Origin of the sequence: Clostridioides sp. ES-S-0108-01 (genome assembly GCF_020662285.1) — a bacterium.
Classification (GTDB): Bacteria; Bacillota; Clostridia; order Peptostreptococcales; family Peptostreptococcaceae; genus Clostridioides.
Genome location: NZ_JADGMN010000080.1, coordinates 1 through 520, shown reverse-complemented (window position 1 = coordinate 520; position 520 = coordinate 1). Strand labels below are relative to the sequence as shown.

At 27.5% G+C, this 520-nt stretch carries 1 pseudogene; it reads right to left on the bottom strand.

Features of this window, described 5'->3' with window-relative positions:
• Window positions 1-125: 125 nt before the first annotated feature.
• Window positions 126-520, bottom strand: a pseudogene (locus tag IR152_RS19875) (hypothetical protein); the annotation flags it as partial.

Sequence of the window (520 nt, the reverse complement as noted above, 5' to 3'; positions counted from 1 at the left end):
TGCAACTCAAAAGCATTATTAGATTCTGATGTTTCTTTTATACTAGCAGGAATCATTAAATATATACTTTCATATGTTTCTAGCTTTTTCACAAGTTCATCTTTTTTAGTTTGTTCTGCTTGAGCTTATTTTTCAGCATTTTCACTATTTTGTTTTTCTTGTGCTAATTTTATAGCTTCTTCCTCTTTTTTTTGTTGCTCTGTTTGAACTTTTTCTTCTTCTTGTTTTTTAGTTTCTTCTTCCTCTTTCTTTTCAGCATCTTCTTTATCTTTATTGCTAGAAACTTGATTAACTTGAGTAGAATTTTTATCATCTAAACTTCTTGTAAGATAAACAGTCCTAGCACAACTTAATGTTAATAATGCTAAAAAACATCCTAAGACTATCTTACCCTTATTTTTATTTTGGATAGCTTTCACTAAGAATTCGATTGAAAAAACCACAAGTGTAATCGGAAAAAAACATATAGCCATAAGAGCTATAATAATTCTCGTAACAATATTTAGGTTTTTAAATTTCT